We start from the raw sequence: 7,462 nt of genomic DNA on the forward strand, positions 1-7,462 counted from the left end.
CCTCTGTCAACTCGCTTACAAAACGCTGGTGGCGCAGCATCGCTCACTTGTAGCGCCGCCATCTTGGCGGCCCACGCTTCGCCAGGGCGAGCGTTCGCCCATCAGGCCACCGTACCGGCAGACCAGCGTTGAGCCGCCAAGATGGCGGCGCTACAGGTACCACACCCCCGCAGCCCCCTGCCGCCTGGAAGGCGGCGCTACAAGTATTTCTGGCCCACAGAGGTTGTGTCAGGCGTTCTTTGGGTCGCGGCGGTAGTCGGCGATCATGGCGTCGGCGTGGGGTCTGCCGCTGGCCTGGATGACCTGGATAAGCTGCTCGACATCGTAGGGGGCGCGGTGAAAGTCCAGGCTCAGGCGGCCCTGCTCGTGGGTGAGGATGGCGTATTCGGCCCAGGGGCTGGTGTAAATCTGATCTTTGGGCAGGAGAACATCATAGACCAGGCCGATGCTCCCCGGATTGAAGAACAAGCCCTCGCCGACGCGGCGCATCTGCTGGGTGTGGGTGTGGCCGCCGGTCATGATGGCCGGGGCGAACGGCCCCAGGAAACGCTGCCAATCCTCTCTGGACGTGTCGGGCAAGAGGATGTCGTCGTAAGAGGTGGGCGAGCCGTGGAAGCAGAGCAGGCGCTGCCCACCCGCCAGCGCGACTTCGACGGTAGGCTGGAAGCTGCGGATGAACGCCAGATCATCAGAGGAGAGTTTGGAGAGCGTCCAGGCGCGCACGTCGCGCTGCTGCTGGGAGGTTGGTTCGGCGCTGTCGTTCTCTTCAGCCAACAGCCATGCGTCGGCGTTGCCCATGACGATAGGGCAGCCCAGTTCGCGCAGCCGCTGAACGGTTTCGGCGGGCTGCGGGCCGCCCTGAATGGCGTCGCCCAGGCAGACGATCTGAGCGACGGAATGGCTGCGTAGATCGGCCAGGGCGGTGTCCAGGGCGAAACAATTGCCGTGAATGTCTGAGATGAGCGCGATGCGCATAGCGTTTGCTCCTTCGGGTGCTTTGGCTTCTTTGGGTTCGCTAGTCTTTGATCCTGTGGGGTCCCACCAACTATCGGGGGGACGCCACTTGTAGCGCCGCCCCCTTCGGGAAGGGACGTTTGCCTCGGCTGGGCCTGCGGCCTGGACCGCTTGCGGGAACTGGGTTCCCGCACCCTCCCTCGCTACGCTCGGTCGCGCGGTCCAGCCTCGGCATTCTCGCTCCCGCTGGTCGCTCGCGCGTCCCTTCCAGGCGGCAGGGGCTGCGGGGTGTGGTACCTGTAGCGCCGCCTTCCAGGCGGCTCAACGCTGGCCTGCCGGTCCGTTGGCCTTGGGGGCGAACGCTCGCCCTGGCGAATCGTTGGCCGCCAGGATGGCGGCGCTACAAGTGACAGGTCGCGCTTGCCAACACCTCCTGTGTGGTGGAACCATCCTGTGGCTGCCCCTTGACAACCACGCGATAAACAAGTATACTGCTTCCAGACTGAGGTACAGGAACCCTTTCAACGATTGTCTTGCAGCGGTTATCGTGTGACGCCGCCGGTCTAAAACACCGACGACGCCACTGACCCCAAACCTGGAAGTTACCCAGGACGTGGGGCTGGAGGCATTCTATAGCACAAATCCTCCAGCGGCCACCTTCTGGATTCGGTTGCCAGTCCGGCAGCCGGAAGCGTGAAACGGGAACGTTTCATGGGGTCCAGCAGGTGGCCGCTGCGCATCTCGCGCAGGCAGCGCAGCACGCTGTCCCGCTTGCGCTTTGCGCACGAGGAGGAATGCTTGTATGTCTCCCGCTTCGACGGCTTTTGCCTGGGGCGCGCCCGTCCCCCAACCCTTCACTCGTTGCAGCGGCCCGACGTTCTGGCCCGGAGATCGCCGCTATCGCCCGCTCGACTGGTCGTTCCGGCGCGTGCGTGACCTGACCTTCCTGACGGAAGCCCTGCCCGCTGCTCTGACGGCCATCCTGCGCGAACGCTTCAAGCCGACGCGCGGCCCGCTGCGCTGGGAGACGCCGCCCGCTTTACCCAATACGATTCGGGGCGGCTATGAGGTGGCTGAACTGCATGATTTCAGCGAGGAGCGTATCGGCGCGGAGATCACGCTTACTGCCGGGCTGATCGAGCGGCTGTTGGAAGCGCCGGAAGGGCTGGTGGGCGGGCTGACGCATAACCTGCTGTTCGCCATGCAGGCGCGGCGGCTGTGGCAGCTTTGGGAGGAGGCGCAGCGCCGCGATTGGCTTGAAGCGCCTCTGGTCGCCTTTCAGCGGGCGCTGAGCTAGGCAGGCTGTTCTGAGGGGCAGCATGGGAGATACCGCAGCGGTTCGCCGCCGCCTCCCCGCCCGGCGCCGCCAGGGACGGCGGCGGTACAGGCGGCCTCTGCTTGTACCGCCAGCCTCCGTGCTGGCTCAACGCTGGCCGCCTGGAAGGCGGCGCTACAGGTAGCGGTGTTCATGCTAGCGAGCGGTTGCGCCGACAGGGGCGGCGGCGGTACGGGCAGGGCTGCGCCGCCTGTACCGCCAGCCTCCGTGCTGGCCCAACGCTGGCCGCCGGGACGGCGGCGGTACGGGTGGCGTGTGCATCGCCCAGGCGAATAGTTGTACAAGCGATGCGCATCTGGTATCATCAACGCGCAGGGGTTATAGGGCTGTGAAATCAACTTCGCATGAAGAGGAGCGTTGTACCTGTAGCGCCGCCTTCCAGGCGGCTCAACGCTGGCCTGCCGGTCCGTTGGCCCTGGAAGCGAACGCTCGAGCTGGCGCAGCGTTAGCCGCCAGGGGCGGCGGCGGTACAGGCCCCCGCAGCCCCCCTGCCGCCTGGAAGGCGGCGCTACAAGTGAGCGATGCTGCGCCTCCTGGTATGTATCTAGTAAGGGAGTAGCTATGGCCGATCCACGCATCCGGCGCTGGGCAGAGACGCTCACGCGCTATTGTTTGTACGTGCAGCCGGGCGAGACGGTGGTGATTAACGCCGCGCCGCTGGCCGCGCCGCTGGTCGAAGAGGTGTACCGCGAAATCTTGCGGGCAGGCGGTAAACCGCTGCCGCGCATCTCGCTGCCCGCCCTCACGGAAATCACGCTGAAAGAAGCCTCTGATGCGCAGCTTGCATTTGTCTCGCCAATGGATGAAGTGATGGCCGAGACGATCAGCGCCCGGCTTTCGATTGGCAGCGAGGAGAATGTGCGCTCCCTGGCGAGCGTGGACCCATCGCGCCAGGCGATCCTTCAGCGGGCGAACGCCGCGTCACGGCGGCGCTTCAGTGAGCGCGAGCAGCAGGGACAGTTCAAGTGGTGCGGCACGCTCTATCCCACGCAGGCATATGCGCAGAACGCGGGGATGTCGCTGGGAGATTTTACCGAGTTTGTCTATGAGGCCTGCTTCTTGAACGACGAGCATCCTGCCGAACGCTGGCGCGCGTTGGGCGCGGCTCAGCAGCGTTATGTTGATTGGCTCAAGGGCAAAAAGCGCGTGCGGGTGCTGGGGCGCGATACTGATCTGTCACTTTCTATCGAGGGGCGCACGTTTATCAACAGCGATGGCAAGCGCAACTTTCCCAGCGGCGAGTTTTTCACCGGGCCAGTGGAAGATTCCGCCGAGGGTACGATTCGCTATATGGTCCCGTCGGCGATCAATGGGCGTGTGGTGCAGGATATTCGCCTGCGCTTCCGCAAAGGCGAGGTGGTCGAGGCGACGGCGGCCCAGGGCCAGGAGTTTATGGAGCAGATGCTGAAGATGGACGATGGGGCGCGGCGGCTGGGCGAGTTTGCCTTCGGCAACAACTTTGGCATTACACGCGGCATCAGCAACACGCTCTTTGATGAGAAGATCGGCGGCACCGTGCATCTGGCGTTGGGCAGCAGCTATCCAGAGACGGGCGGGCAGAATCTATCGGCGCTGCACTGGGATATGGTCTGCGATCTGCGCCCGGAGGCGGGCGGCGGCGAGGTCTGGGTGGATGATACGCTGTTCTTGAAAGATGGCAAGCTGCTGGTTTGAGGGCAGGCTGGCAGTACACATGGCGTGTACCGCCAGGGGGAGCGTTCGCGTAGGCCAGCGATGGGCCGCCGGGGACGGCGGCGGTACATGCCCCCTCGGCCCCACCCCGGCATGCCGGGCATTCGTCTAACTCGCCTGTGCGGGTTTTGTGGCCCTGGGCCACCCAGGCGCGGTTTTAACCGCCAGCCTCTAAAGGGGGACAGACGCTTGAGCGCATCAATTCATGAGCGGTTTCGCCAGTTGCGCGAGGCCAGTCTGGAGGGGCCAGGTGTGCTGAGCCAGGAGGAGCGCCAGCGCATCGTTACCTGGAGCGCCAATCCCGACCAGGGACCGGCCAGCCAGCAGATGGATGAGCCGCTGGCGAAGGTGCTCACCAAGGTCACGCGCTCCGCCTATACAGTGACCGACGAGGATATACGGGGGCTGCTGGCGGCTGGCTATGCCGAGGACACCATCTTCGAGGCGGTGATTAGCGCGGCAATGGGCGCGGCTATCCGTCGCTATGAGCGCGGGATGGCGGTCTTGCGCGCCACGAAAGGAGGCGCTGATGCGCCTACAGATTCTTGAGAGCGGGCACAGCTACGAGCAAAAGCTGGCGTTTCAGCGGATGCTGGAACGTGGGGGCCGCGTCAGCGATATGACCAGGCTGCTCGCCTACCGTCCCGCTTTTTTCGGGATGGCGTTCTCGGCCTTTGTTGACGCGACCCAGCACCAGCCATCGGCGGAATGGACGCAGGGCGAACGCGAACTCTTTGCGGCGTTTGTTTCGCGGCTGAATCAGTGTGTCTACTGAACGACCATCCACGGCGCGGTCGCGCTGGCGGGAATGAAAGATGCGGCTTTGATTGAGGCGGTGCTGAGCGATTGGCGCAGCGCGCCGGTCAGCGAGAAGCTGCGGGCAGTATTGGGGTTTCTGGAAACGCTGACGCTGCGACCAGATGAAATCTCATCCGAGGATATAGCGCGCATGCGTCAGGCGGGTGTGAGCGACGAAGGCATCGAAGAAGCGATTGCTGTCTGCGCGGCCTTTAGCATTGCAGACCGGCTGGCTGATACGTTCGACTACGAGCGGCCCAATGCTGAAGGCGCGCGGCGCGCAGGAGAACACCTCTTACAACACGGCTACGCGTGATGCTGAGGGTGAAGACACCCTTCGGGCGCTGGCGGCTGTCTTCGATCTGAAGCACACATATCAGAATCCGAAGGGGATATATTAAGAATATGAAACTGACTTGTGATAATCTGAAGTTCAGCATCGTAGTAGTGAATAGAACCACAGTGTTTGGAGGCTGCCGGTTCGGGTAAAGCGATAGTTTAGAGAAGAAGGAGCCATTACCCCTATGGCTGATCTACGATTGCGGCGTTGGGCCGAGGTACTGGTGCGCTATTCGGTGGGCGTCCAGCCCGGCGACAGGTTTATGATTATGAGTTCGCCCCAGGCAGCGCCCCTGGTTACGGAAGTCTACCGCGAGGCGCTGCGGGTGGGCGCGCATCCTGAAGTGAACATCAACGTGCCGGGCCTACAAGAGATTTTCTTGAAAGAGGCGAACGAGGACCAACTGAAGGACATCTCGCCAATAGCGAAAATGGTTATCAGCGAGTTCAACGCCACGCTTCAGATTATCGCGGAGGAGAACACGCGCTCGCTAGCAAACGCCGACCCGGCGAGGCAGGCCATGCAGCAGCAGGCGGGGCGAGAGCTGATCGAAACGTTTATGCGGCGGCAATCTGTTGGCGACCTGAAGTGGAGCCTGACGCTCTATCCGACGAACGCCTACGCGCAGGATGCGGGGATGTCGCTGGCGGACTTTAGCGAGTTTGTCTACGAGGCGTGTTTCCTGAACGATGATGACCCGGTAGCGCGCTGGAAGGCGCTGGGGGCCGATCAACAGCGTCTGGTGGATTGGATGAAGGGCAAAGAGCAGATTCATGTGATCGCCAAAGACACCGATCTGCATCTGTCGGTGAAGGACCGCATCTTTATCAATGCGGATGGGCAGAAGAACTTCCCCGATGGCGAGTTCTTTACCGGGCCGGTGGAAGATTCGGTCAACGGGCATATTCGCTTCACGCTTCCGGCGATGTTCCAGGGGCGTCCGGTGGAGGGCGTGCGCCTGCGCTTTGAGGGGGGCAAGGTGGTGGAGGCGACGGCGGATGTGGGCCAGGACTTGCTGGAGCAGATGTTGAAGATGGATGAGGGCGCGAGCCGCCTGGGTGAGTTTGCCTTCGGCAACAATTTTGGCATCAGCCGGGGTACCAAGAATATCCTGTTCGATGAGAAGATCGGTGGTTCGGTGCATATGGCGTTGGGCGCGGGCTATCCTGATACGGGCGCGAAGAATCAGTCCTCGCTGCACTGGGATATGATCTGCGATTTGCGTGACGGCGGCGAGGTGTGGGTGGATGGGCAATTGTTCAACAAAAACGGGAACTTTGTGGTGTAGCCTATCAGGAGCCGGAGGAAAGCACCGCTGGCTCCCAGCGAATGGACGGCGCTGATGGCCGAATCTGTGCTGCCACCCCAATCAATACAGACCCCCTCGCCTGAGCCAGCGACGCCAGGAAAGATACGGGCGGCGCTTGTTTCGGTGGGGGTGAACCTGCTCTTGATCCTGGTCAAGGCCAGTGTGGGGTTTCTGGCGGGCAGCATCGGGTTGATTGCCGAGGCCGTCCATTCGCTGACCGATCTGACGGCAAGCGTGCTGGCGGTCTGGGGCATTCGTCGCGCCGAAGTCCCCCCGGACAGCCATCACGCGTTTGGACACGCGCGCTACGAGAACCTGAGCAGCCTGCTGCAAATGCTGATTATCGGCATTGCCAGCGGTATTTTGATCTATGAATCGATTGTGCGCATCATTACAGGTTTTACGATTGATGTGCAGTGGTGGGCGTTTGCGGTGATGGGTGGGTCGCTGGTGATCGATCTGGCGACCAGCCGCTATCTGGACCGGGCAGCCGGGGCAAGCGGCGGCAGCGCCGCGCTGGAGGCCGATTCGTTTCATTTCCTTTCGGATATGTGGGGCGCGGTGGCTGTGATCGTTGGCTTGATCTTCGCCGCGCTGGGCTTTCCGATTGCCGACCCCCTTGCCGCGATCACGGTGGCGCTGGTGATTGGCGGAACGGCGCTACGCAGCGGTGTGCGCACGACAGGCATTTTGCTGGATAAGGCGCCGCCCAAAGCGCTGCTTGATCGCATTACCGAGGTGGCGGTGGCTTTTCCACAGGTGAGGGAGGTGCGCGAACTGCGGGCGCGCATCGCGGGGAACCGCGTGCTGCTGGATATGGCGGTGGGGTTGGACCCCACGCTTTCGATTCAGGAAGCGCACACGATTGCCCATCAGGTCAGCGCGGAGATTCAGCGCCAGGTTCCGCAGGTGATGGACGCGGTGGTGCATGCCGAGCCGGAAGGGGCCGAGCATCTGTCGGGCGGTTGAAATCGCCCGCCCGCCTTACCAGATACGGCTGAGATACCCCCTGGAGGTATGTAACTTTTGTGTG

9 protein-coding genes are annotated in these 7,462 nt (G+C 62.8%); 7 read left to right on the forward strand and 2 right to left on the reverse strand.

Annotation, left to right across the window (positions count from 1 at the left end; all coding sequences use genetic code 11):
- Positions 1-228: 228 nt before the first annotated feature.
- On the reverse strand, positions 229-975 hold the full coding sequence (locus tag VH599_17010) for a metallophosphoesterase family protein (GenBank protein ID HEY7350021.1): 747 nt from the start codon (positions 973-975) through the stop codon (positions 229-231).
- A gap of 781 nt (positions 976-1,756) precedes the next feature.
- On the opposite strand from VH599_17010, the gene VH599_17015 reads away from it, so the two are divergent.
- A complete protein-coding gene (locus VH599_17015; GenBank protein HEY7350022.1) occupies positions 1,757-2,251 on the forward strand; it encodes a hypothetical protein in 495 nt (164 codons plus the stop codon).
- Between the two features lie 169 nt (positions 2,252-2,420).
- On the opposite strand, the gene VH599_17020 is transcribed toward VH599_17015, so the two are convergent.
- A complete protein-coding gene (locus VH599_17020; GenBank protein ID HEY7350023.1) occupies positions 2,421-2,585 on the reverse strand; it encodes a hypothetical protein in 165 nt (54 codons plus the stop codon).
- Between the two features lie 266 nt (positions 2,586-2,851).
- On the opposite strand from VH599_17020, the gene VH599_17025 reads away from it, so the two are divergent.
- The 6 genes from VH599_17025 to VH599_17050 all read left to right on the forward strand — a co-directional run bounded on the left by VH599_17025 (position 2,852) and on the right by VH599_17050 (position 7,398).
- Positions 2,852-3,964 carry an aminopeptidase gene (locus tag VH599_17025; GenBank protein HEY7350024.1) on the forward strand — a complete coding sequence of 371 codons (1,113 nt, stop codon included), beginning with the start codon at positions 2,852-2,854 and terminating at the stop codon, positions 3,962-3,964.
- Between the two features lie 207 nt (positions 3,965-4,171).
- Complete coding sequence (locus VH599_17030; GenBank protein HEY7350025.1) at positions 4,172-4,531, forward strand: hypothetical protein; 360 nt, start codon at positions 4,172-4,174, stop codon at positions 4,529-4,531.
- The gene (locus VH599_17035) at positions 4,512-4,757 is read left to right on the forward strand and encodes a hypothetical protein (protein HEY7350026.1); all 246 of its coding nucleotides are present in this window, start codon (positions 4,512-4,514) and stop codon (positions 4,755-4,757) included. Before VH599_17030 ends, VH599_17035 begins: the two co-directional genes overlap by 20 nt.
- Before the next feature lie 48 nt (positions 4,758-4,805).
- Positions 4,806-5,096, forward strand: a complete 291-nt coding sequence (locus VH599_17040) for a hypothetical protein (GenBank protein ID HEY7350027.1) — start codon at positions 4,806-4,808, stop codon at positions 5,094-5,096.
- Between the two features lie 208 nt (positions 5,097-5,304).
- The gene (locus tag VH599_17045) at positions 5,305-6,408 is read left to right on the forward strand and encodes an aminopeptidase (protein HEY7350028.1); all 1,104 of its coding nucleotides are present in this window, start codon (positions 5,305-5,307) and stop codon (positions 6,406-6,408) included.
- A gap of 54 nt (positions 6,409-6,462) precedes the next feature.
- On the forward strand, positions 6,463-7,398 hold the full coding sequence (locus tag VH599_17050; protein ID HEY7350029.1) for a cation diffusion facilitator family transporter: 936 nt from the start codon (positions 6,463-6,465) through the stop codon (positions 7,396-7,398).
- The last annotated feature ends 64 nt before the right edge of the window (positions 7,399-7,462 follow it).

It is taken from the genome of Ktedonobacterales bacterium, assembly GCA_036557285.1.
GTDB lineage: Bacteria > Chloroflexota > Ktedonobacteria > Ktedonobacterales > DATBGS01 > DATBHW01.

Excerpts from the sequence above, each read along its gene's own strand:
- VH599_17025 (HEY7350024.1), top strand. The coding sequence starts at position 2,852 with ATGGCCGATCCACGCATCCGGCGCTGGGCAGAGACGCTCACGCGCTAT.
- VH599_17010 (HEY7350021.1), bottom strand. The coding sequence starts at position 975 with ATGCGCATCGCGCTCATCTCAGACATTCACGGCAATTGTTTCGCCCTG.
- VH599_17050 (HEY7350029.1), top strand. The coding sequence starts at position 6,463 with ATGGCCGAATCTGTGCTGCCACCCCAATCAATACAGACCCCCTCGCCT.
- VH599_17015 (HEY7350022.1), top strand. The coding sequence starts at position 1,757 with ATGTCTCCCGCTTCGACGGCTTTTGCCTGGGGCGCGCCCGTCCCCCAA.
- VH599_17020 (HEY7350023.1), bottom strand. The coding sequence starts at position 2,585 with ATGCGCATCGCTTGTACAACTATTCGCCTGGGCGATGCACACGCCACC.
- VH599_17045 (HEY7350028.1), top strand. The coding sequence starts at position 5,305 with ATGGCTGATCTACGATTGCGGCGTTGGGCCGAGGTACTGGTGCGCTAT.
- VH599_17035 (HEY7350026.1), top strand. The coding sequence starts at position 4,512 with ATGCGCCTACAGATTCTTGAGAGCGGGCACAGCTACGAGCAAAAGCTG.